We start from the raw sequence: 24,076 nt of genomic DNA on the forward strand, positions 1-24,076 counted from the left end.
TATGTCAGAGGAACTGCGCATTATCGCAATCGTGGCCATGGCGGTCATCGCGGTGTTGTTCGCATGGCTCTCGCTCATGATGGCCGCGCTCGAAAGCGCGGTCTCGCGCGTCACCCGTGCCAATCTCAACAACCTCATGATCGAGACGCAGACCGACGGTGAACTCACGCCGTTCACGCGCGCCAAGAAGATCAAGCGCATCCACACCGTGCAGCAGCTCATCGTGCACCGGTACCCCACGGCGAGCGCATGCGCGTTCTTCCGCATCTCGAGCAATGTGCTGATCGGCGCGATCGTCGTGTGCATCATGTCGTTGCTGCATTACCCGTTCTGGGCGCAGTTCGTGTCCGGTGTGGGCGCGGCGCTCATCATGGCGGTCGTCTCGGTGCTGATGCGTCCGCGTACGGCAGGCTCGAGCAAACCGCTCGAAATCATGCTCAGGCACGCCACGCTCGCCTCGGTGGCGACGCATCTGACGCCGTTCATCCGCAAACGCGACGCGGACGATCTGCAGCACCACCGCCGCGCCTCCGAACTGTCCGACGACGAGGAGCTGGAGAAGATCCAGCTCGAGCAGGGCAAGGCGGCGATCGACCGGCTCGTGGAGAGCAACCGGTTCGACCCCGAGGTCTCGCAGATGCTGCGCAACGTGCTCATGCTCTCCGATACGCTCACGCGCGAGATCATGGTGCCGCGCACCGACATGATCTGCATCGAGCAGGGGGACACGCTTGAATCGTTCCTCAGGCTGTGCTCACGCTCCGGTTTCTCCCGTGTGCCGGTCATCGGCAGCGACATCGACGACCTGCTCGGCGTGGCGTATCTCAAGGACGCCGTGCGCGCGACCGCGTTCAACGCGGATGCGCGCACCCGCGCGATCGAGTCGATCATGCGCAAGCCGATGTATGTGCCGGAATCCAAGCCCGCCGACGACCTGTTCCACGAGATGCAGCAGACGCGTAACCATGTGGCCATCGTCAGCGACGAATACGGCGGCATCGCCGGCATGGTCACGATCGAGGACGCGATCGAGCAGATCGTGGGCGAGCTTGACGACGAACACGACCACGCGCAGCACGCGGAACCTGAACAGATTGGTCCGCGCACATGGAGCATGCCCGCGCGCACGCCAATCACCGAGCTCGAGGAGATCTTCGAGATCGATCTGGATGAGGACGATGTGGACACCGTGTACGGTCTGCTCACCAAACTGCTCGGCCGTGTGCCGATCGTGGGCTCGACGGCCACGACGCGCGGACTGCGCCTGACCGCCGTCGATTCCGCCGGCCGGCGCAAAAAGGTCTCCACAATCGTCGTGGAACCCATCAGCGTCGAGGGCGCTGATGAAACTGGCACTACCGCAACCGAAGACGAACCCGAGACGGGCGACGAAGACAAGGACACCTCCCATGACGAACAATGATCCGCAGGACACCACCACGCAACCGCCATACCGCTCCGGGTTCGTGGCCGTGGTCGGCCGGCCGAACGTGGGCAAATCCACCCTCATCAACGCGCTGATCGGCACACAGATCGCCATTGCGTCGTCACGCCCGGAGACGACGCGCAAGGCGATCCGAGGTGTGCTGACGCTCGACAACGCGCAGATGGTGCTCGTGGACACCCCTGGCATCCACCGTCCGCGCACACTGCTCGGCCAGCGCCTCAACGACGTCGTCGACGAGTCGCTCGCCGACAGCGACGAAATCGCGTTCCTGCTGCCCGCGGATCAGGAGATTGGCCCGGGCGACAAGCGCATCCTGAGCCGTCTGCGCTCCCAGTTCGCCACGAAGAACGCCGACGGTGGGTTCACGTGGAAGGTGCCGCTCATCGCAATCGTCACGAAGATCGACGAACTCAACCGCACCGAACTCATCGACAAGCTCATCGAAGTCAACGAGTTCGCGCAGTTCTCCGACATCGTGCCGGTGAGCGCGCTCAAGGACGACAATCTGCGCGAAGTGAGCAACGTGCTCGTCGAGCACTTGCCCGAAGGCCCGCAGATGTACCCGGCGGAGCAGATCAGCGAAGAGCGCCCCGAAGAGACGATCGCCGAACTCATCCGCGGCGCGTTCCTCGAGGAACTGCACGACGAACTGCCGCATTCACTCGCCGTCGTCGTCGACGGCATCGAATACCCGCGCGACAACGAGAGCGGGCGGGTGTATGACGGCAAGGCGCGCGTGCTTGTCTCGATCTATGTGGAACGTGATTCGCAGAAGCCGATCATCATCGGGCACAAGGCCGAGCATCTCGTGCGTGTCAAGAAGAAGCTGCGCACGGCGGTCAACCGCATCGTCGGCACCAAGGCGCAGCTCGACCTGCACGTCAAGGTCGCCAAGAACTGGCAGTCCGACCCGAAGAAACTCGACCGTCTGGGGTTCTGACCTGGAGTCTGGAGGCCGTCAGGTCCTGTATGCATGCGCGGGGCCCACCGTACGATCATGTACGGTGGGCCCCGCGCATGCATACGGTGCGCCAATGGCCTCAGGTCAGTTGGCCCGCTGTCCGTCGGCCTTGCGCGACGTGTACATCTGCGTGTTGAGCAGGTCGGCGTACCGCTTGATGACTTTCGGGCGGATGACCTTCATCGACGCGGTCATCAGACCGTTCGCCTGGGTGAACTCCTCAGGCAGGATGATGAACTTGCGCACGGATTCCGCACGGGAGACGCCCTCATTGGCCTTGTCGACCCACTTCTGGACTTCGGCACGCACCACAGGGTTTGTGGCGGCCTCCTCCATCGTCATGTCGGCGTCGAGGCCCTTCTTGGTGAGCCATGGGCGCAGTGATTCCTCGTCGAGGGTGATGAGGGCCGAGATGAACGGGCGCTTGTCTCCGAGCACGAGCGCCTGCGAGACGAACGGCGCACGCTGGATGACTTCCTCCATCGGTCCGGGGGAGACGTTCTTGCCACCGGCGGTGATGATGAGGTCCTTCTTGCGGCCGATGATGTAGAGGAACCCGTCGTCGTCGAGACGCCCCAGATCGCCGGTCGCGTACCAGCCGTCCGGTGTGAACGAGGTCTCGGTTGCCTCCTCGTTCTTGTGGTAACGGGGGAACACGGCCGTGCCCTTGACCTGGATCTCGTTGCCGTCGCCGATGCGCACCTCGAACCCGGGGAAGGGGATGCCCACGGAACCTTGATGGTAGGGCACGCCCAACGGATTGAACGCGCACGGCGCCGTGGTCTCGGTCAGGCCGTAACCCTCATAGACCGGTACGCCGGCACCGCGGAAGAACGCCATGAGGTTCGGGTCGAGCGGTGCGCCGCCGGTCACGATCCACTTGGCGTTGCCGCCGAGCACATCGCGGATCTGCGCGTAGACGAGCGGGTCGAACGCGTTGCGGCGCATCGTGGCGAACCGGCTCGCCTTGCCGCGCGTGCCGAGTTCCTCCATGTACTTCTGCGCGGCCACCACGGAAGCGGCGAACACACGGCCCTTGGGGCCATTGCCGGCCTTCTGCGAAGCGGCGTTGTACACCTTCTCCAACACACGCGGCACCACGATCATGATGTGGGGGCGTGCCACCTTCATGTCGGAGGTGAGCGTCTTGATGCCGTTGGCGATGTAGATGTGGATCTCGCTCGCCACGCAGATGTAGTTGATCGCGCGCGCGAACGAATGCGCCTGCGGCAGGAACAGCAGCACACGGTTCTTCTTGTCATGCAGCAGTTCAGGCATGTACTCGGGCAGGTTGGTGGCGGTCGAGCAGTAATGCGCGTGCGTCATCTCCACGCCCTTGGGAGCCGACGTGGAACCGGACGTGTAGACAATCGAGCACAGGTCGGTCTTGTTGACCGAATTGATGCGCTTGTCCAAATCGGCGTCCTTGACCTGCTTGCCATAGGTCACCAGCTCGTCAAGGGCGCCGTTCTCCAAACACATGATGTGCTTGAGCGTGGGGCATTCGTCCTTGGCGAGCGCCGCCTTGACGAGCATGTCGCGCGTTTCCACCATGAGCAGCTTGGCGTCGGAGTTGTTGACGATGTTGCGGATCTGCTCGGTGGAATCGGTGTCGTACACCGTGGCGAGGACCCCTCCGACGGCGAGCACCGCGGCGTCAAACACGTCCCACGCGTATGAGGTGTGGCACATGAACGCCACACCGTCGCCCTTCTTGAGCCCCATGTGGATCAGGCCCTTGGCCACGGCGCGGATGTCCTCCAGCGTCTCCGAGGCGGTCTTCGAGACCCATTCGCCGTTCTCCTTGTAGGTGTACAGCGGTTCGTCGCCCATGCGCGCGGCGCGGTCCTCGTAGATGCGGTACACATTGAAATCGTCGGGTAGCGGGTCATTGCCCTGCGTGCTCGCGGTGATGAATGTGGAGTCGGCGTCGATGAACGTTGTCGTCGGACGGTCCGGACCCCAGAAATCGACGTGCGGCAGGTCCTCGTAATTGTGGTGCTGCACTTGCTCCTCGGGGTCGACGTAGTCGGGTTCGTCGTCTTTGCTGCTGATGGGGTGGCGGAAGTCGCTTCCCAACTGCAACACGCGTTGCGTGACGTCGGAAGCGTGTTCCTTGACTGACGAGAAAACGGACATATGAACTCCTTACACCCACCGATAAAAGCGTTTTCTACCTGAAGTGTAGCCGTTTTCGCAGGGCGCGTCACCTTACGCTTACGTAGGAACGGGGCATATTCACATACAGCGTCGAGTGCCACGGCGTGCGCATGCTATGGCCCCAAGGGGCCGTCGTGTATTCGAAAGATGGACGCCCGGTGCCGCTGAGGAGGTGTTTCATTACACTGGGACGCTGTATGTTCACCATCCCGCGCAGGGCGGGATGCATAGAAAGGGTTCACATGGCCGAACTACCAGAAGGCACTGTGGTCTTCGGCGTCTTCAACGAGACGTCGGAACACGAGTCGCGCGTCGCGTTGACGCCTGACATCGTGGCACGGTTGCGCAAGTCAGGAGTGACCGCACTCATCGAACACGGTGCAGGCGCGGCTTCCGATTACACGGATGCGGATTATGAGGCGGCGGGCGCACAGGTCACCGACGCCGCCACGATCCTCGGGCAAGCGGACGCGCTCGGTTTCGTCGACCGTCCGTCCGACGACCTGATCGCCCGCATGAAGCCGGGCACATGGGTCATTGGCATGCTCGGGTCGTTCACCGACGCCGACTACATCGAACGTCTCGCCAAGGCCGGCCTCACCGCCGTCGCGATCGAACGCCTGCCCCGCCAGCTGAGCGCGGCGCAGTCGATGGATGAGATGACCTCGCAGAATTCGGTGATGGGCTACAAGGCGGCATTGGTGGCCGCCAACGCCTACGGCTCGTTCCTGCCGATGATGACGACCGCCGCCGGCACGATCCGCCCGGCCAAGGTGCTCGTGCTCGGCGCCGGCATCGCCGGCCTGCAGGCCATCGGCACCGCCAAGCGCCTCGGCGCGGTCGTGACCGCATACGACGTGCGGCCGGCCTCCAAGGACGAGGTCGAGTCTCTCGGCGCCAAGTTCCTCGATCTGGGCCTCGACTTCTCGAAAGGCCAGGGCGAAGGCGGCTATGCGCGCGCGTTGACCGCCGAGGAGCAGGCGCAGCAGCAAGCCGCCGTCGATGAGAAGGCCGCCGGCTTCGACATCATCATCACTACCGCCAAGGTGCCTGGCCGCAAGCCGCCGATGCTGCTCACCGCACGCGGCGTCGACGGGCTGCACCGCGGCGCCGTGATCGTCGATTGCGCGGCGAGCGACCTCGGCGGCAACGTCGAGGGATCCAAGGTCGGCACGCATGTCACCGACGGTGGCGTGACCATCATTGGCGCGCCGTATCTGGCGAGCGAGGTCAGTACGACCGCTTCGAACCTGCTCAGCCGCAACGTGGCCGACATCCTCGTGCATTTCATCAAGGACGGCGCGCTCGTCGTCGATCCGGCTGACGAGATCGACGCCGCCATGGTCGTCGCGGGCGCCGCCACGGCATCGAAGGGAGAGTAACCATGCCTGAGCTCGTAGTTTCCATCACCCTGTTCATCCTTGCGCTGCTCATCGGCATCGAGGTCATCGGCAAGGTCCCGGCCACGCTGCATACGCCGCTCATGTCGGGCGCCAACTCCATCCACGGCATCGTGATCGTCGGTGTGGTCATTGTGGCCGCCGAAGCGAATTCGCCGCTGTCATACGTGTTCATCTTCCTGGCCGCCGTGCTGGGCACGATGAACGTCGTGGGCGGCTACGTGGTCACCGACCGCATGCTCGAGATGTTCAAGAGCGACAAGAAAGACAAGGGAGGCAATAAGTAATGACCGCAACACCCATCGATATCGTCGCGTGGTTCGTCTATGTGCTGGCCTCGGTCATGTTCGTCATGGGCCTCCATTACATGAACTCCCCGAAGACCGCGCGCAAGGGCAACTTCATCTCCGCGGCGGGCATGGTCCTCGCCGTGGCCATGGCGTTCGTCAAGCTGTTCGTCACAGGCGGCTATAACTGGATCGCCGTCGGCCTGCTCATCGCCGGCATCGCGGTCGGCGCCATCGCCGGCGTCGTCTCCGCGAAGAAGGTCAAGATGACCGACATGCCGCAGCTCGTCTCCGTGTTCAACACGGTGGGCGGTGGCGCGGCGGCCCTCGTCGCGCTCAACGACATTCTGGCCTCCGACCATACGCCGAACCTCGTGGTGCTCATCACCGCCGGCCTCGGCGTCATGATCGGTTCGGTCACCTTCACCGGCTCGCTCATCGCGGCCGGCAAACTGCAGGGCATCGGCTTCGTCAAGAAGATGCGCCTGCCCGGCAAGAGCGTGTGGAACGTGCTCTTCATCGTGCTCATGCTCGCCTCGTTCGTGCTGCTGTGCGTCTTCCCCGAACAGCGTCTGCTGTGGTCAATCCTGACCACGGTGTTCGCCCTGTGCTACGGTCTGGTGTTCGTCATCCCGATCGGCGGCGCCGACATGCCGGTCGTCATCTCCGTGCTCAACGCGTGCACCGGCACCGCCGTGGCGATGAGCGGCCTGGCAATCGACAACGTCGCGCTCATCGTGGCCGGCGCGCTCGTGGGCGCCGCTGGTGTGACGCTTTCGGTGCTGATGAGCCAGGCCATGAACCGTCCGCTCATGTCGGTGCTCGCCGGCGGTTTCGGCGGTTCGGATGCGTCCACGGGCGCCGCGGACGGCCCTGAAGGCACGATGAAGGAGACCACGGCGGACGACGTGGCCGTCCAGCTCGTGTACGCCGACAAGGTCATCTTCGTGCCCGGCTTCGGTCTCGCCCAGGCGCAGGCCCAGCGCGAGCTCGCCGACCTCGGTGAGCTGCTCAAGGAGCACGGTGTCGAGGTCGAGTACGCGATCCACCCGGTGGCCGGCCGTATGCCCGGCCACATGAACGTGCTGCTCGCCGAGGCGAACGTGCCGTACGACGAGCTCGTGGACCTCGACGACGTCAACCCGCAGTTCCCGAGCGCGAACGTCTCGCTCGTCGTCGGTGCGAACGACGTGACGAACCCGGCGGCGCGCAAGCCCGGCACCCCGGTTTCGGGCATGCCGATCCTCGACGTCGACAAGTCGCAGAACGTCGTCGTGATGAAGCGCGGCCGCGGACGCGGCTACGCGGGCATCGAGAACGAGCTGTACTTCGAAGACAACACGCAGATGCTCTTCGGCGACGCGAAGGCCGGCCTGCAGGCCGTCATCGCCGCGGTCAAGGAACTGCTTGACTGACGAATGCCGTGCGGCCCCGTCTGCATGGCGGGTAGGGGAAGGCCCCATCCGAATGATTCGGATGGGGCCTTCCCCTACCCGGCCGGGATCAACGCAACGGGAACAGGCGGTCGATGAACGAGTCGATGGCGTTCCAATACAGGCCCGGCGCCGCCGCGAACTCCGCGGTGTGTATGGCGCCGGGCACCTCGAGCAGCGTCGCGTCGTTGCTGGCGCACGCTTCATACAGCGTGCGGGCGCATGCGGGGGAGACGATGGTGTCGTCCATCCCATGGATGAACAGCACGGGGATGCGCATATGCCGCACGGCATTGAGCGGGGAAACGTCTGCGAAGCTGAACCCAAGCCGCAGCTTGTTCCACAGGCTCGCGCAGGCGACCACGGGCTTGGACGTCCACGCAGGGGCGTTCAGCAGCGAGGCCACGGTCATCTCGAGTTGGCTGGACAGGCCCGCATAGGCGCTGTCCTCGACCGCCGCCACCACATTGGGCGCCAACCGCGGGTCGGCGCATGCCAGCAACACCGTGGCCGCGCCCATGGAATTGCCGTCCAAGAGGATGCGCGCCTGCGGATCATGTGCCACGATGGCGTTCACCCACTGCATCAGGTCACGGTGTTCCATGTATCCCATCGTCACGAACCGGCCTTCGCTGTCGCCATGCCCACGTTGGGCCGGCACGATCACCGTGAAGCCGCGGCGCGCATAATGGTATGCCCACGGTGCCATCTCCACCGGTTCGCCCGTATATCCGTGCATGCATATGGCATAGCAATGCGCGGCGGGTCGGGTGGTGTCCGGGTCGAACCTCCAGCCATGCAGCATCAGTCCGTCATGGGTGCGCAGCGACACGGGCTGGCCTGATTCCTCGAACCACGTGCTCGCCGCCTTGTCGTGGTATTGCGCCAGGGGGCCATGGTGTGTGAACCGGTCATTACGCTTATGCGCAAACGTGGAATTGGGATACTCGGTGTCAAACACGATCGAGCACAGTGCGGCGCCGGTGCCGGCGATGATCCCCGCGGCGGCTGCGGCGGCCACACCCGCCGCGATGGCGGCGATGTGGGGCGCGCGCGAACGGTGGGTCAGGTCTTGTTGTGTCATGGAATGCCTCCAAGCAGTCATTGTAGCGGTTGCGCCACGCAATGGCGCCGGAAGTGGGGGGTTTGACGCGGGGCGTACGGTGCGGTGCTTGTCGGCGGGGAGGGCTAGGGTGAACACGTTGCTCTGGCGAGGGAAGCGGCGGTGAGCCGTTTCCGTTATCGACTCGGCGTGAAGGTCCTTCCCGAATGCGTGTGGGGGAGCTTTGGCGTGGGGGAACGCCGGAGCTGGACACGAACCGTTAAGGAGAACCGATCATGGCAAACAACACCATCGTGCTTGAAGGCGAACTGCGCACCGAATTCGGCAAGGGTCCGGCCCGCCGTATGCGCGTCGCCAAGGAAATCCCGGCCACCGTGTACGCGGGTGGCGAGCAGCCGGTCTACCTGAAGCTGCCGATGAAGGACACCACGCTGGCCCTGCGCCACACGAACGCGCTCATCACCCTCAAGTTCGGCGACGAAAGCCGCATGGCCGTCGTCAAGGATGTGCAGCGCAACCCCGTCAGGCGCATCGTCGAGCACGTGGACTTCTACGAGGTCAAGGCTGGCGAGAAGATCGAGGTCGAGGTGCCGGTGTTCGTCGACGGCACGCCGAAGGGCGCGGCCATCGCGTTCGTCGATATTCAGGAGCTCAAGGTGCGCGCCGATGTGGCCAACCTGCCCGAGCGCATTGTCGTGGACGTCAACGGCCTGACCGAAGGAGACAAGGTCTTCCTCAAGGATCTGGCGCTGCCGGAAGGTGTGGAGCTGGCCATGGACGACCTCGAGGAATCCGTCGTGACCGTTGAGGTGCCTGAAGAGGCTCCGGCCGCCGAAACCGCCACCGATACCAACCCCGCCGACGTTCCGGCCACCGCCGAGAAGGACGACGCGGAAGCCTGATTGCCCTGACCGCCCCGTACCGCGGACGATGACGGGACGAGAGGCATGTATGGGAGAAAGGGGCGCAGTCCACCCGGTATGGACTGCGCCCCTTTCGTGATCCTTGGCGGCGCGCTGGCGGAATCCCACGAATGGTGTCAGTATGTGAACGCTACCGGCGTATTGGTAAAGGGGTTGTGCAACAGTATTGACCAAGACGGCGCCACAAGCGCTGCACGTACCCCAGAATCATTACTATTTCGCAATCCATTGCAAAGAAGTATGCATTATGACCAATGAATCCCATCATGACCCGGCGTATCTCGATTCACTCGCGGAACGCTTCACCGTGCTGCCCAACGAGAACCCAGCATCGGACGCCAAGCGCGAGGAACTGATCGACAAGCCCGCGTTCGGACAGATCTTCTCCGACAGTATGGCGCACATGACCTGGACGAAGGGCGAAGGCTGGTCCGACCGCCGCATCGAACCGTATGCGCCGCTCAAGCTCGACCCGGGCGCTTCGGTGCTGCACTATGCGCAGGAATGCTTCGAAGGTCTCAAAGCCTACCGCCATGCCGACGGTTCGACGTGGCTCTTCCGCCCGGACGCGAACGCCGAACGCATGCAGAACTCGGCCAAGCGCCTGTATCTGCCGGAAGTGCCGATCGAGGACTTCCTCGGTTCGTGCGCCGCGCTCGTCGAACGCGATGTCAAGTGGGTGCCGTCCCGCCGTGAATACACGCTGTACCTGCGTCCGTTCCTGTTCGCTTCCGAACCGTTCCTGGGTGTGCGCGCGCCGGAAGAGGTCGACTACTGCGTCATCGCCTCGCCGTCCGGTCCGTACTTCCCGGGCGGCGTGAAGCCGGTGAGCATCTGGGTCGAAGACAAGTGGTTCCGCACCGGGCCCGGCGGCACCGGCTTCGCCAAGTGCGGCGGCAACTACGCCGCCTCGCTGCTCGGTGAATACCGTGGCATCGCCGAGGGCTGCGAGCAGGTGTGCTTCGTGGACGCCGCCACCAAGACGTATCTCGAGGAGCTTGGCGGCATGAACATGATGGCCGTGTACAAGGACGGCCACGTGGAGACCCCGAGCCTGACCGGCAACATCCTGCCGGGCGTCACACGCCGCTCGATCATCCAACTGCTCGAGGACGGTGGCCATGACGTGGTGGAGACAATGATCGAACTCGCCAAGCTGCTCGACGACATCAGGTCCGGCGAAGTCACCGAGGTGTTCGCATGCGGTACCGCCGCGATCGTGACGCCGATCGGGCGTTTCAAGTCCGAGACTTTCGACGTCACCGTGGGCGACGGCGAACCGGGTGAGCTCACGATGGTGATCCGCAACCAGCTGCTCGGCATCCAGCTCGGTGAGATCGACGATCCGCACAACTGGATGTGGAAGGTCTGCTGACCCGCATCCATCCGCAGACAACCGGTGTCGAACGCGCCGGTCCATCGTACGGGGGTACAATGGACCGGCGCGTTCGACACTGACCGGCGGCTGGCCGGCATGCGGAGAGGAGCCGGTATGGAAGTCGCATTGCAAAGCACACCGTTCTTCCAAGGGGTCGAATACCTCGCCATCTTCTGCTGTGGGCTGGTCGGTGGCCTCGCTGCGATCCGCAAGCAATACGACGTGTTCGCGATCATCATCACCGCATGGCTCACCGCATTGGGCGGCGGCATCATCCGCGACATCCTGCTGGGGGCCGTGCCGCCGGTGGGCATCTCCGATAAAGGGTCGGTGCTCACCGCGCTCATCGCCGGCTGTGTCGTCGCGGTCATTCATGTGGAAGTGGGCAGGCTGCGCCGCACGATGCTCATCCTCGACGCGCTCGCGCTCGGCCTGTTCGCCGTCAACGGTACGAGTAAGGCGTTGATGTACAATACGTCTGGCCTCACCGCTGTGTTCCTCGGCACGTTCACCGCCATGGGAGGCGGTCTGATCCGCGACATCCTGCTCAACGAGGTGCCCGTGGTGATCCGCGACCGGCATTGGTACATCATGCCCGCCGTCATCGGCAGCGTGCTCACCGTGGTCGTGTGGCGATGGCGGGCCCATGCAGCGATTTCAATGCACATGGGGATCATGCTTGACGTGGGCATCGTGGTGTTGGTGTTGGTGCTGCGCCTGTGCTCGGTCAAATTCAACTGGCAGTTGCCCGGCGCGGTCGAACGCTCGCAGGCGCATCTGCCGCACCGGATCGTGCTCAAACGCCATGTGCGCCATCACGACGGGCCAGATACCATCCAGCACACGCAAGCGCCATCTGCGACCGCGCCCGGCGCGCCCGGATCTGTGCGGAAGGCCGATTCCGGCGGGGAAGCGGACCACAGGCGGTCCGTGTGACCGTGGCGGCATGGCTGGCGTTACACCGCCCGCGGATATGGAAACACCCCGACACCGGTAGGTGTGCGGGGTGTTTTGCAGGCGTGGCGCCTTCGATCACATGGCGTTGATCTTCAGGGCAAGACCGGACTTGCGGTTCGCAGCCTGGTTCTTGTGGATGACGCCCTTGCTCGCGGCCTTGTCAAGCTTGCGTGCGGCGATCTGGTAGGCGGCTTCGGCCGCGGCCTTGTCGCCGGCCTCGATGGCTTCGCGAGTGTGACGGATGGCGGTCTTGAGCGCGGACTTCACCGCGACGTTGCGCTTGTGCGCCTTTTCGTTGGTACGAACGCGCTTCTTCTGCGACTTGATGTTTGCCACTGTGTTTTCTCCAAACGACGTGTTCTATAAGGACATACAGCAGAACAGGATAACATGCGGCACGGATATTGCGCACACGCGTGCGGGCCGGATGCGTTTGCCGTGCGCGTCGGTTAGAATCATGGACGAACTCGTACATACAGGAGGATGGCGTGAGCCAGCATCATAACCAGCCCGGTTTTACCGATCAATCGTTGATCCGCAATTTCTGCATCATCGCGCACATCGACCACGGCAAGTCCACCGTGGCCGACCGCATCCTGCAGTTGAGCGGCATCGTACCGGAACGCGAGATGCGCGACCGCTTCCTCGACCGCATGGACATCGAACAGGAACGCGGCATCACCATCAAATCGCAGGCCGTGCGCGTGCCCTGGACCTTCGACGGCGTGGAATACACGCTCGGCATGATCGACACCCCCGGCCACGTGGACTTCACATACGAGGTGTCGCGTGCGCTCGCGGCGTGCGAAGGGGCCGTGCTGCTCGTGGACGCCACGCAGGGCATCGAGGCGCAGACGCTGAGCAACCTGTACATGGCGATCGACCATGACCTGACGATCATCCCCGTGCTCAACAAGATCGACCTGCCAAGCGCCGAACCGGACAAGCACGCCGAGGAAATCGCCGGACTGATCGGCTGCGACCCCGCCGACGTGCTGCGCGTGTCCGGCAAGACCGGCGAAGGCGTGCGCGAACTGCTCGACCGCATCGTCGTCGAAGTGCCCGCGCCCACCGGCGACTCCCAGGGGGATGCGCGCGCCCTGATCTTCGACTCCGTCTACGACTCATACCGCGGCATCGTTACCTACATCCGCATGGTCGACGGCGAGCTGCGCTCGCGTGAGAAACTGCACATGATGGGTGTGGGCACCACATACGACCCCATCGAGATCGGCGTGATCAGCCCCGACATGATGCCCACGCGCGCGCTCGGTGCAGGGGAAGTCGGCTATGTGATCACCGGCGCCAAGGACGTGAGCCAATCGAAGGTGGGTGACACGATCACCTCGGCCGCGCATCCGGCCACCGAACCGCTGCCGGGCTACCGCGACCCGCAGCCGATGGTGTACGCGGGCCTGTTCCCGATCGACAACGCGCAGTTCCCCGAACTGCGCGAGGCACTCGACAAGCTCAAACTCAACGACGCCGCGCTGATCTACGAACCGGAGACCTCGGTCGCGCTGGGCTTCGGATTCCGCTGCGGCTTCCTCGGATTGCTGCACATGGAGATCGTCTCCGAACGCCTCAGCCGCGAATTCGGGCTCGACCTGATCTCCACCGCGCCGAACGTGCCATACGAGGTGACGAGCGAGGACGGCACCGTGCACCGGGTGACGAACCCGAGCGAATTTCCCGAAGGCAAGATCAAACGCATTGTCGAGCCGATGGTCGCGGCCGACATCATCACGCCCAAGGAGTTCATCGGCGCCGTCATGGAACTGTGCCAGGACCACCGCGGCATCATGGGCACGATGGAATACATTTCCGCGGACCGTGTGGAGATGCACTACCGCATTCCGCTCGCCGAGATCGTCTTCGACTTCTTCGACCAGCTCAAGAGCCGCACCAAAGGCTATGCGTCGCTCGACTACCATGAGGACGGCGAACAGGCCGCAGACCTCGTCAAGGTCGACATCCTGATCCAAGGCGACAAGGTCGATGCGTTCTCCGCGATCGTGCACCGTGACAAGGCCTACAGCTACGGCGTGATGATGACCAAGAAGCTGCGCGAACTGATTCCACGCCAGCAGTTCGAGATTCCGATCCAGGCGGCGATCGGCTCGCGCATCATCGCGCGCGAGAACATCCGCGCCCTGCGCAAGGATGTGCTCGCCAAGTGCTACGGCGGCGACATCACCCGCAAGCGCAAGCTGCTTGAAAAGCAGAAGGCCGGCAAGAAGCGCATGAAGATGCTGGGCCATGTGGAGGTGCCGCAGGAAGCGTTCGTTGCGGCCCTGTCCACCGGCGAATCCACCAACGACCGCGACACGAAAGACAAGATCCGCGCCGCCCAGAAAAGCGAGGGCTGAGGCCACGGTGGGCAACGATTTCGAAGTCTACGTGCATGTGCCGTTCTGTTTGAGGCGTTGCGGCTATTGCGACTTCAACACCTACACCGCACCCGACCTGGGTGCGGGCGCCTCGCGTGCCAACTATGCGTGCATGGCCGCCCGCGAGATGGAACTGGTGCATGACTGGCAGTGCGCGCACGGCATCGCCGAACCCGCCGCCTCGACCGTGTTCTTCGGTGGCGGCACGCCGACCGTGCTCCCGGCGGACGACCTGGTGTTCCTTGTGGGGCGCATCCGCGCGTTGTGGGGCATCGCGCCGGGCGCGGAGATCACGACCGAAGCGAACCCAGACACCGTGGACGCCGCATATATCGACCAGCTCGCCAAAGGCGGGTTCACCCGCATATCGTTCGGCATGCAATCCGCGGTGCCACACGTGCTGCGCACCTTGGAGCGCACACACACGCCCGCGCATGTGACGCGCGGCGTGCGGGCCGCGCAGGCCGCGGGGCTCGACGCGAGCGTCGACCTGATCTACGGGGCGCCGGGGGAGAGCCCCGACGACTGGCGTACGAGCGTGCGCGCGGCGCTCGACCTGGGTGTACGGCACCTGTCCGCCTACGCGCTCACCGTCGAACCCACGACCGCCATGGGCCGGCGCATCGCCTCCGGTACGCTGCCCAAGCCGGACGATGACGACGAAGCCGTGAAATACGAGATCGTCGACGCCATGGCACAGGAGGCCGGGCTTGAGTGGTACGAGATCTCCAACTGGGCCGCCCCCGGGCACGAAAGCAGGCACAATCTGGGCTATTGGCGCAATGTGGACTGGGCGGGCATCGGCCCCGGGGCGCACAGCCACTACCGGATGCCCGACGAAGGCGCTGCGTCTGGGAAAACACACGCCATGCGCGCATGGGACACACTGCACCCACGGCGCTGGGGCCAGCAGATCAACGAAGGGCACGTGCCATTCGCCGGTCACGAGTCCATCAATCCGCAGGCGGACCTCGAAGAGACGATCATGCTCGGCCTGCGCCTGCGCGAAGGCCTCGATATGCAGGCTGTGCACGCGCGCACCGGCGTCGATCCCGCGCCGGTCATCCAAGAACTCACCGACAGCGGACTCGTCACCTGCACACAGGGGCGGATCATCCCCACGCTGCGCGGACGCCTGCTCAACGACACGGTGATTCAACGCGTGTTCAGCGCCGTGCTGCACTGACCGATACGCCGACATGTGACCGTCGGCGGCGGCCTTCTCACTATGTGAATCACTTTTCCCGTTCATGGGTGTTCGACATACAACCGAAATATTCCACCCCATAGAATGCTCAAGGCAAGGTTGGCCACCAGCGCGCACCACGGCGCCAGACGCCGTGCACGGCACGCGATGACGGCTGTTTCGGCCACCGGACACCACAGCGTGGATGCATGCCGGTGGTTGGTACCCTGTGTTGGCAACTTCAGTAGGGAACGGGCATTCCCTGTGCAGAGAGAGGTGATCGCGGTGACGTTTGGAACCCCGCTAGATTTGACGGTTCATCGCCCGGAAGGCATGTACGACCCCAGTTCCGAGCATGACGCCTGCGGTGTAGGCATGGTCACCACCCTCAATGGAAAGCCGGAACGCAAAATCGTTGACGACGCCATCGAGGTGCTGGTGAATCTCAACCACCGCGGTGCCGTCGGCGCCGAGGAGAACACCGGCGACGGCGCCGGCATCCTCATGGCCATGCCCGACGAGTTCATGCGGGCCACCATCGACGCCGACCTGCCCGAGGTAGGGCACTACGCGGCCGGCATCGCGTTCCTTGACCGTGACATCGCCGCATCGGGACGTCAGGAACAGGCCATCGCCACAATCGCCAAGGAAGAGGGCCTCGACGTGCTCGCCTGGCGTACCGTGCCGACCGATCCCAACGGACTGGGCCTGCAGGCGCTCGCCAGCATGCCGGCGTTCAAGACGCTCGTGCTCGCCGATCCGGAAGGGCATCTGGCGGGCATCGAGCTCGACCGCCGTGTCTACCATGTGCGCAAGCGCGCCGAGCATGAGGTTGGTGTGTATTTCGCGTCGCTGTCGAGCCGCACGATCACCTACAAGGGCATGCTCACCACGATGCAGCTCAAGCCGTTCTTCCCGGACCTGTCCGACGAGCGCATGAAGACGACCGTCGCCACGGTGCATTCGCGCTTCTCGACGAACACCTTCCCCTCCTGGCCGCTCGCGCAGCCGTTCCGCATGCTGGCGCACAACGGCGAGATCAACACGATCCAAGGCAACCGTAACTGGTTCACCGCCCGCCAGGGGCGCCTCAAGTCCGACCTGCTGGGTGACATGGCGGACCTGCTGCCGATCCTGACGCCCGGATATTCGGATTCCGGCACTTTCGACGAGGTGCTCGAACTGCTCAATCTCGCCGGCCGTTCCCTGCCGCACGCCATTTTGATGATGGTGCCGCCGGCATGGGAGAAGAACACCGCACTCGACCCGGATGTGCGCGCGTTCTATGAGTACAACAACACGCTTATCGAACCGTGGGACGGCCCCGCCGACCTCGTGTTCACCGACGGTTCGCTCGTGGGTGCTCTGCTCGACCGCAACGGGTTCCGCCCGGGCCGCTGGCAGATCGATGACGAAGGCTATGTGGTGCTCGCTTCCGAGGCAGGCGTGCTGCCGCAGGTGGGCGATGAGCACATCGTGAGCAAGGGCCGTCTGGAGCCGGGCCGCATGTTCCTCATCGACATCGAGCAGGGGCGCATGGTCCCCGACGAGGAGATCAAACACGATCTGGCCACGCAACACCCGTACCGCGAGTGGGTCGAGGGTAACACGGTGAGCATGGCCGACCTGCCGGCCCGCGAGCATGTGAGCCATTCGAACCAGTCGGTGCACCGCCGCCAGCGTGCGTTCGGCTACACGCAGGAGGAACTGAAGATGGTGCTCCTGCCCATGGCGAACACCGGCAAGGAACCACTGGGTTCGATGGGCAACGACACCCCGATGTCGGTGCTGTCGGGCCGCAGCCGCATGCTGTTCGATTACTTCACACAGAAGTTCGCGCAGGTCACGAACCCGCCGCTCGACTGGGAGCGTGAGAAAATCGTCACCTCGGTGGAGTCCGCGATTGGTCCCGAGCCGAACCTGCTCGACGACTGCGCGCTGCACGCCAAGAAGATCCTCATCGAACAGCCCGTCATCACCTCGGACGAGATGGCGCAGCTCAAGCGCCTCGACCGCGCGAGCCAGCTCGACGGCTACTACCGCCCGTACACCGTCAAGGGCCTGTACCAGGTCACCGGTGGAGGCGATGCGCTGCGCGAACGTCTCGACGAGATCTTCGCCGAGATTGACGCGGCCATCGAAGACGGCAAGAACTTCCTGATCCTCTCCGACCGCGATTCGAACCACATGATGGCGCCGATCCCGTCGCTCCTGCTCACTTCGGCCGTGCAGCACCACCTGCTGCGCCGCCAGACGCGCACGCAGATCTCGATGGTCGTCGAAGCCGGCGATGTGCGTGAGATCCACCATGTGGCGTTGCTCATCGCGTACGGCGCGGCAGCCGTCAACCCGTACCTCGCGTTCGAATCCGTCGAGGACCTCGCCCATGACGGGTTCCTGACGGTGGACGAGGGCAAGGCCATCGTGAATCTGCGCAACGCGCTGTCGACCGGCGTGCTCAAGATCATGAGCAAGATGGGCGTCTCGACGATCATGAGCTACCGTGGCGCCCAGTTGTTCGAGGCCGTCGGCCTCGACGACGCGGTGATCGACGACTACTTCACCGGCACCGTCTCGCGCGTCGCGGGCTGCAGTCTCGATGATCTGGCGGAGGAGGTGGCGATCCGCCACCGTGTGGCTTATCCGAACCAGTGGACTGCCACACCGCACCGCAACCTGCGCACCGGCGGCGACTACAAGTGGCGCCGCACCGGTGAGGAGCACCTCAACGACCCCGAGGCGATCTTCCTGCTGCAGCAGTCCACGCAGCGCGGTGATTACGCGATGTTCAAGCAGTACACGCACCACATCGACGACACGTCGCACCGCCTCATGACGCTGCGCGGCCTGATGAAGTTCGATTCGCCGCGTGAGCCCATCAGCATCGACGAGGTCGAACCGGCCACGGAGATCGTCAAGCGTTTCTCGACCGGTGCGATGAGCTACGGCTCCATTTCGAAGGAGGCGCACGAGACGCTTGCGATCGCGATGAACTCGATCGGAGCGCGTTCGAACTCCGGTGAGGGCGGCGAATCGACCGAACGGCTCAACGATCCTCTGCTGTGCAGCAAGATCAAGCAGATCGCCTCGGCTCGCTTCGGTGTGACGAGCGACTATCTGGTGCACGCCACGGATCTGCAGATCAAGCTCGCCCAAGGTGCCAAGCCCGGTGAGGGCGGCCATCTGCCCGGCGCGAAGGTGCCGCCGTGGATCGCCAAGGTGCGCCACGCCACGCCTGGCGTCGAACTGATCTCCCCGCCGCCGCACCATGACATCTATTCGATCGAAGACCTCAAGCAGCTGATCAACGACGCGAAGATGGCCAACCCGAAGGCGCGCATCCATGTCAAGCTCGTCTCCGAGTTTGGTGTCGGCACGATCGCCGCAGGCGTAGCGAAATGCCATGCCGACGTGGTGCTGATCTCCGGCTACGACGGCGGCACCGGCGCGGCACCGCTCAACGCGATCCGACACGCGGGCACGCCGTGGGAGATCGGCCTGTCCGAAACCCAGCAGACGCTCGTGCTCAACGGCCTGCGTTCGCGCGTGACCGTGCAGTGCGACGGCGAGCTCAAGACGGGCCGCGACGTGGTGATCGCCGCGCTGCTCGGCGCCGAGGAGTTCGGATTCGCCACCACGGCGCTCATGGTCGAGGGCTGTGTGATGATGCGCGCATGCCAGAAGAACACCTGCCCGCAGGGCATCGCCACACAGGACCCGGAATTGCGCGCACGCTTCACCGGCAAGCCGGAGCATGTGATCAACTTCATGATGTTCATCGCCGAAGAGGTGCGTGAGATCCTCGCCCAGCTGGGCTTCCGTACGCTCGAGGAGGCCGTGGGCCATGTGGAGTGCCTCGACCAGAACGAGGCGGTGCGCCGCTGGAAGTCCGAAGGCATCGATCTGTCGAACGTGCTCATGCAGCCCGGCCCGGTGCCCGGCACGATCCTGCACAAGACGATCGAACAGAACCATGAACTCGACAAGACACTCGACAACGAGCTCATCGCCCAGGCACAGCCGGCCCTCGAGCATGGCGAGCGCGTGTCGATCACGATGGACATCCGCAACGTGAACCGTACGCTCGGCACGATGCTCGGTTACGAGATCACGCGCCGCTATGGTGGCGAGGGACTTCCCGACGACACCATCGACATGACCTTCACCGGTACCGGCGGACAGTCGATCGGCGCGTTCATCCCGCGCGGCGAGACGATCCGTGTGGTGGGCGAGGTCAACGACTACGCGGGCAAGGGCTTGTCGGGCGGCCGCATCGTGATCAGCGCGCCGACCGACGTGACCTATGACGCGCACGAGAATGTGATCGCCGGCAACGTGCTGGGCTTCGGCGCCACGACCGGTGAGATGTTCGTGGCCGGCCGCGCGGGCGAACGCTTCGGCGTGCGCAACGGCGGCGCCACGTTCGTCGTCGAAGGCGTGGGCGACCACGGCTGCGAGTACATGACCGGCGGCACCGTCGTGATCCTCGGCCCCACGGGCCGCAACCTCGGCGCGGGTTTCTCCGGCGGCCATGTCTTCGTGCTTGACCTCGACATGGGCAAGGTGAACCCCGAGTCCGCGGCCGGCGCGCTGCGCTTCGCCCCGCTCGACGAGACGAGCGAGCCGGTGGTGCGCACGCTTGTGGAACGCCACGCCCAGGAGACCGGTTCGGGCTTCGCCCAGTCGCTGCTTGACGACTGGGACAACGCGAAGACCCGCTTCACCCACATGGTTCCCAAGCAGTTCGTGGCGATGACGCACGCCATGGAGGAAGCCAAGCGGGAACATATCGATTTCAATGAGCCTGGAGTCTGGGAGCAGACTTACGAGCACGTTATGGAAGGAGCGCGCTGACATGGGTGATCCACGTGGTTTTCTCAAGGTCCGCACACGTCACGAACTAGCCGAACGCCCCGTCGAGGAACGCATCCACGATTGGCTGGACGTGCATGCCGAATCCGGCTTGCAAAGTTGGACGCAGGAGCAGGCGGCACGCTGCATGGATTGCGGCACCCCGTTCTGCATGTCTGGCTGCCCGCTGGGCAATCTCATTCCCGAATGGAACGACCTGGTGCGCCAGGGCCAGTGGCTCGAGGCGTACAACCGCCTGTCGATGACGAACAACTTCCCCGAGGTCACTGGCCGCATCTGCCCGGCCCTGTGCGAATCGGCGTGTGTGCTGGGCATCCACCAGCCTCCCACGATGATCAAACTCGACGAGGTCACCGCGATCGACCAGGCTTGGGAGCTCGACTATGTCAAGCCGTTGCCACCGGAGCGTCTCAGCGGCCAGACGGTCGCGGTCGTCGGATCGGGGCCGGCCGGTCTGGCATGCGCCCAGCAGCTGACGCGTACCGGCCACACCGTTGTCGTGTTCGAACGTGATGACGAGGTCGGCGGCCTGATGCGCTACGGCATTCCGAATTTCAAGCTCGACAAGGGGCTCATCGACCGCCGTGTGGAGCAGATGAAGGCCGAAGGCACCAGGTTCCGCACCAACACCGAGGTGGGCAAGGATATTTCGTGGGACGCGTTGCGCGCCAGCTATGACGCGGTCGTCGTGGCGATCGGCTCCACGGTGCCGCGCGACATGAACATACCGGGCCGTCAATTGGACGGCATCCATTTCGCCATGGAGTTCCTGCCGGACGCGACGCGCCGGTTCTACGGCAAGCAGCCGGTGCACGACATCACCGCCGAAGGTAAACATGTTGTGATCATCGGCGGTGGCGACACCGGTTCGGACTGCCTGGGCACGTCGATCCGCCAAGGCGCCAAGGATGTGACGGTGCTCCAGATCATGCCGCAGGAGCCCACGAGTCGCCCCGACAATCAGCCGTGGCCGACTTTCGCGCGCCTGTACCAGAAGACCTCGTCGATGGAAGAGGGCGGCGAATACACCTACAACACCGATTCCGTGAGCTTTGAAGGCACGCCGGAGCAGGAGGCGCGCATCAGCGTCGAACACGGCACGCAGGCCGAGGGGTTCGTGGCCGATGCGCAAGGCCATGTGACCGGCCTCAAGGTGGTGTCGGTGGCGCCGGGGGAGGATGGCCCGTTCACCCGCCAGCCCGGCACCGAGCGCGTGCTGCCCGCCGACTTGGTGCTCATTTCGGTCGGCTTCCTGCATCCGGACACCACGACGCTCGTGGACCAATTGCCGGTCGAACTCGACAACCGTGGCAATGTGGCGCGTGACGACGCCTATGCCACGTCGCAGGACGGTGTGTTCGCGTGTGGTGACGCCGGCCGTGGCCAGAGCCTGGTGGTCTGGGCCATCGCGGAAGGCCGTTCGTGCGCCGCCGCCGTGGACCAGTACCTGATGGGTTCCACCGAACTGCCGTCACCGATCGTGGCTTCGGAGCGCCCGATGGCTTTGCCGCGCCGCTGAACCGGGATGGCGCGCCTTGCGCATGCAGTACAGTAAAAACCGTGGCTGTGTGCATGCGCAGCAATCGAGGTATCAAGGAGGGAACAATGCCCAACCGAGCGGAACGCCGTTCCAAGAACAAGAACGGGGTGCCGGACCAGTACGACCAGACCCGTGGCCGTGGCCGTTCCGGCATGATCGACGAGTACGCGCTTCAGGAGAAGTCCAGGCGGCTCAAGGAAGGCAAGAGCGGCCCGTGGAAGCCGACGAGCAGTGAACTCGAGCACGCCGAGGAAGTGGCGATGGATACCGATCCAGACAATTTCGATCCGCCGCAGGTGCTGCGTGCACCCCATTCGGTGCGCCAATGGTTCCGTGTGGTGTCGTGGGTGCTCATCGTGGTTTCGGCGATCCTGTTCTTCGTCGTCATGTGGATCCCGAACCGCCCCATGTGGTCCATCATCACCATCGCCGCCGTCTTCGGTGCAGGCGTGGTGAGCCTGTTCTTCACGGCCGGAGACCCCAAGAACAACCCGAACCTAGACCAGAACGGCACCGCTGTCTGACCGTTCGGCGCCATATACGACCGATGGTCGGCTCCTCTCAGCAGCGGGGGGAGCCGACCATCGTATTGGTCAGTCGTGGTGTCAGGTGCAACGCGCCGTCACCGGTGGCGCATCACTTGAGCGCTTCGAGCTTGGCGAGCACACGGTCGACGTGGCCCTTGACGTCGACGTCGTATTCGGCGTCTTCGATTGTGCCATCGCCATTGATGATGAAGGTGGAACGGATCGGCGTGTATGCGCGCTTGCCGTCCTGCTCCGACTCCTCAACGGTGCCGTAGAGCTTGTGGACCTCGTACTCGGGGTCGGACAGCAGCACGAAGTTGAGGTGTTCCTTCTCACGGAACTCCTGCAGCGGGCGCACGTCGTCGCCCGACACGCCGATCACGGTGTAGCCGGCGGCCTCGATGCGGTTGAGGTTGTCGCGGAAGTCGCAGGCCTCGGTGGTGCAGTACGAGCTCATGGCCTGTGGATAGAAGTACAGCACAATGTTCTTGTGCTTGAAATCGGCGAGCGCATAGTGCTTGTATTCGTCGGATTCCAGTTCGAAGTTCGGTGCGGTGTCGCCTTTGGCCAGGCGAATGGGCTTAGTTGATTCACTCATGGTCTCCACGTTAGCCCCCATGCACGTGCTACCGTGGAAGAATACGCGTTGGGAGAATACCCCCGGTGGGTGGGAGTGGCATATATGGCAGGTGGGAACACGGCTGGCGCGCAGGCTGCATTGAGGTTGCAGGGTGTGGAGCTGCGCCGGTACGGGCGCACGATCATCACCGATGTCAATCTCGAGGTGCCTCGGGGTGGCAAATGGGTGCTGTTCGGTCCCAACGGCATCGGCAAATCGAGCCTTGTGCAGATGATGGCCACCCGCGCGTTCCCCTCGTGCGGCACGGTCGACGTGCTCGGCCACCGGCTCGGTAAGACGAACGTGTTCTCCTACCGCCACCTCATCGGATTGAGTTCCGCGGAACTCGCCCGCGCGTTCCCGCCCGGCGAGGACCCGCTCGACGCGGTCGTCACGTCGCTGACGGCCACGACCGGACGGTGGCGCGACCGGTACAGCGACGACGAGTATGCGCAGGCGCGTGCGTTGATGCGCCGGTTCGGCATTGATTATTTGGAAGGCAAGGCCATGCGTGCGCTTTCGGAAGGCGAGCGCACGCGGGTCATGCTGTGCCGTGCGCTCATGGCGCGTTCCGAACTGTTGATCCTTGACGAGCCGACGACCGGACTCGATTTGGGCGGCCGTGAGATCACGTTGCGCGCGTTGGGAAGGATCGGGCAGGACGACCCCGAGCGCACGGTCGTGCTCGTCACCCACCGTCTTGAGGAGATCCCACGCGGATTCGACCATGTGGCGATCATGGGGCGTCTTGAGGGCAGCGAGGCGGACGCGCACGCCGCACAGGGCGACGGCGCCGACCCGGCGCCCGGCACGATCGTGTATGCGGGCCCCTTGGACCGCGGGTTCACCGATGCGCGGTTGAGCGCGGTGTTCGGTCTTGACCTGCACGTACGCCACGACGACGGCCGGTGGAGCGCCGTGGCCCGGTGAAGG

General features: G+C 64.2%; 18 protein-coding genes. 14 read left to right on the plus strand and 4 right to left on the minus strand.

Translation table 11 applies throughout. The features are described from left to right. Position 1: 1 nt before the first annotated feature. Entirely contained in the window at positions 2–1,423 is a 1,422-nt protein-coding gene (locus OU02_RS03935; RefSeq protein ID WP_033488830.1) for a hemolysin family protein, read from the plus strand. After that, positions 1,410–2,387, plus strand: coding sequence for a GTPase Era (gene era / locus OU02_RS03940; protein ID WP_033488831.1), 978 nt, complete (start codon positions 1,410–1,412; stop codon positions 2,385–2,387). The genes OU02_RS03935 and era overlap by 14 nt, the downstream gene beginning before the upstream one ends. A 105-nt stretch (positions 2,388–2,492) precedes the next feature. On the opposite strand, the gene OU02_RS03945 is transcribed toward era, so the two are convergent. Then, on the minus strand, positions 2,493–4,547 hold the full coding sequence (locus tag OU02_RS03945; RefSeq protein ID WP_033488832.1) for an AMP-dependent synthetase/ligase: 2,055 nt from the start codon (positions 4,545–4,547) through the stop codon (positions 2,493–2,495). A 263-nt stretch (positions 4,548–4,810) separates the two neighbouring features. On the opposite strand from OU02_RS03945, the gene OU02_RS03950 reads away from it, so the two are divergent. Genes OU02_RS03950 through OU02_RS03960 form a run of 3 tightly spaced genes read left to right on the plus strand, consistent with a single transcriptional unit; the run spans position 4,811 to position 7,670 of the window. Next, positions 4,811–5,950, plus strand: a complete 1,140-nt coding sequence (locus OU02_RS03950; RefSeq protein WP_033488833.1) for an NAD(P) transhydrogenase subunit alpha — start codon at positions 4,811–4,813, stop codon at positions 5,948–5,950. A 2-nt stretch (positions 5,951–5,952) separates the two neighbouring features. Beyond that, positions 5,953–6,255, plus strand: coding sequence for an NAD(P) transhydrogenase subunit alpha part 2 (locus OU02_RS03955; RefSeq protein WP_022857588.1), 303 nt, complete (start codon positions 5,953–5,955; stop codon positions 6,253–6,255). Continuing rightward, complete coding sequence (locus tag OU02_RS03960) at positions 6,255–7,670, plus strand: NAD(P)(+) transhydrogenase (Re/Si-specific) subunit beta (RefSeq protein ID WP_033488834.1); 1,416 nt, start codon at positions 6,255–6,257, stop codon at positions 7,668–7,670. Before OU02_RS03955 ends, OU02_RS03960 begins: the two co-directional genes overlap by 1 nt. Positions 7,671–7,758: 88 nt before the next feature. Here the strand turns inward: OU02_RS03960 and OU02_RS03965 are convergent, their stop codons facing one another. After that, positions 7,759–8,772, minus strand: coding sequence for an alpha/beta hydrolase (locus OU02_RS03965; protein WP_051918219.1), 1,014 nt, complete (start codon positions 8,770–8,772; stop codon positions 7,759–7,761). Between the two features lie 254 nt (positions 8,773–9,026). Here OU02_RS03965 and OU02_RS03970 point away from each other — a divergent pair, with 254 nt between their 5' ends. The 3 genes from OU02_RS03970 to OU02_RS03980 all read left to right on the plus strand — a co-directional run bounded on the left by OU02_RS03970 (position 9,027) and on the right by OU02_RS03980 (position 11,988). Further along, entirely contained in the window at positions 9,027–9,653 is a 627-nt protein-coding gene (locus tag OU02_RS03970; protein ID WP_033488835.1) for a 50S ribosomal protein L25/general stress protein Ctc, read from the plus strand. A 268-nt stretch (positions 9,654–9,921) separates the two neighbouring features. Beyond that, a complete protein-coding gene (locus OU02_RS03975) occupies positions 9,922–11,049 on the plus strand; it encodes a branched-chain amino acid aminotransferase (RefSeq protein ID WP_033488836.1) in 1,128 nt (375 codons plus the stop codon). 117 nt (positions 11,050–11,166) lie between these two features. Continuing rightward, entirely contained in the window at positions 11,167–11,988 is an 822-nt protein-coding gene (locus tag OU02_RS03980; RefSeq protein ID WP_080720472.1) for a trimeric intracellular cation channel family protein, read from the plus strand. Positions 11,989–12,084: 96 nt separating this feature from the next. On the opposite strand, the gene rpsT is transcribed toward OU02_RS03980, so the two are convergent. Further along, positions 12,085–12,345 carry a 30S ribosomal protein S20 gene (gene rpsT / locus OU02_RS03985; protein WP_026643121.1) on the minus strand — a complete coding sequence of 87 codons (261 nt, stop codon included), beginning with the start codon at positions 12,343–12,345 and terminating at the stop codon, positions 12,085–12,087. Between the two features lie 152 nt (positions 12,346–12,497). On the opposite strand from rpsT, the gene lepA reads away from it, so the two are divergent. The 5 genes from lepA to OU02_RS04010 all read left to right on the plus strand — a co-directional run bounded on the left by lepA (position 12,498) and on the right by OU02_RS04010 (position 22,521). Next, on the plus strand, positions 12,498–14,378 hold the full coding sequence (gene lepA / locus OU02_RS03990) for a translation elongation factor 4 (protein ID WP_033488837.1): 1,881 nt from the start codon (positions 12,498–12,500) through the stop codon (positions 14,376–14,378). Between the two features lie 37 nt (positions 14,379–14,415). Next, positions 14,416–15,585 (plus strand): radical SAM family heme chaperone HemW, encoded by a 1,170-nt coding sequence (hemW, locus tag OU02_RS03995; RefSeq protein ID WP_033488980.1) that lies wholly within the window; start codon positions 14,416–14,418, stop codon positions 15,583–15,585. Between the two features lie 333 nt (positions 15,586–15,918). Further along, a complete protein-coding gene (gene gltB / locus OU02_RS04000; protein ID WP_051918218.1) occupies positions 15,919–20,439 on the plus strand; it encodes a glutamate synthase large subunit in 4,521 nt (1,506 codons plus the stop codon). Position 20,440: 1 nt separating this feature from the next. After that, positions 20,441–21,976, plus strand: coding sequence for a glutamate synthase subunit beta (locus tag OU02_RS04005; RefSeq protein ID WP_033488838.1), 1,536 nt, complete (start codon positions 20,441–20,443; stop codon positions 21,974–21,976). 86 nt (positions 21,977–22,062) lie between these two features. After that, positions 22,063–22,521, plus strand: a complete 459-nt coding sequence (locus OU02_RS04010) for a tripartite tricarboxylate transporter TctB family protein (RefSeq protein ID WP_026643116.1) — start codon at positions 22,063–22,065, stop codon at positions 22,519–22,521. Between the two features lie 112 nt (positions 22,522–22,633). On the opposite strand, the gene OU02_RS04015 is transcribed toward OU02_RS04010, so the two are convergent. Then, positions 22,634–23,122: a peroxiredoxin gene (locus OU02_RS04015; protein ID WP_033488839.1), complete on the minus strand. Its 489-nt coding sequence runs from the start codon at positions 23,120–23,122 to the stop codon at positions 22,634–22,636. An 84-nt stretch (positions 23,123–23,206) separates the two neighbouring features. Here OU02_RS04015 and OU02_RS04020 point away from each other — a divergent pair, with 84 nt between their 5' ends. Next, positions 23,207–24,073 (plus strand): ABC transporter ATP-binding protein, encoded by an 867-nt coding sequence (locus OU02_RS04020; RefSeq protein ID WP_033488840.1) that lies wholly within the window; start codon positions 23,207–23,209, stop codon positions 24,071–24,073. Positions 24,074–24,076 lie beyond the last annotated feature (3 nt).

The sequence above is a fragment of the Bifidobacterium pseudolongum subsp. pseudolongum DSM 20099 genome, from assembly GCF_000771225.1.
GTDB classification, from domain to species: Bacteria; Actinomycetota; Actinomycetes; order Actinomycetales; family Bifidobacteriaceae; genus Bifidobacterium; species Bifidobacterium pseudolongum.